The sequence below is a fragment of the Rhizobium sp. AQ_MP genome, from assembly GCF_014237835.1.
GTDB lineage: Bacteria > Pseudomonadota > Alphaproteobacteria > Rhizobiales > Rhizobiaceae > Allorhizobium.
On record NZ_JACJVI010000116.1, the window covers coordinates 1 to 212 of the forward strand.

The window sequence follows — 212 nt, forward strand, 5'->3', positions numbered from 1 at the left end:
CCAGAGCCCATGAATTGCCATCGGCGGCGAGAGGCTCGATCATGGCGATGCCACCGGTGATATCGGCGGGACCGCCCTGGCCTGCGACCAGCATGCGGCCGAGATTGATGACGCCGCCACCATTGCCTGCATCGGCGGCCTTCTGGAAGAAGTCGCGTGCTTTGGTTTGGTCTGCGGCGACGAGAACGCCGTCGCGGTAGATCTCGCCGAGG

Annotated in this window: 1 pseudogene; it reads right to left on the reverse strand. The window is 65.1% G+C overall.

The features are described from left to right. Positions 1-212, reverse strand: a pseudogene (locus tag H6M51_RS24480) (sel1 repeat family protein); the annotation flags it as partial.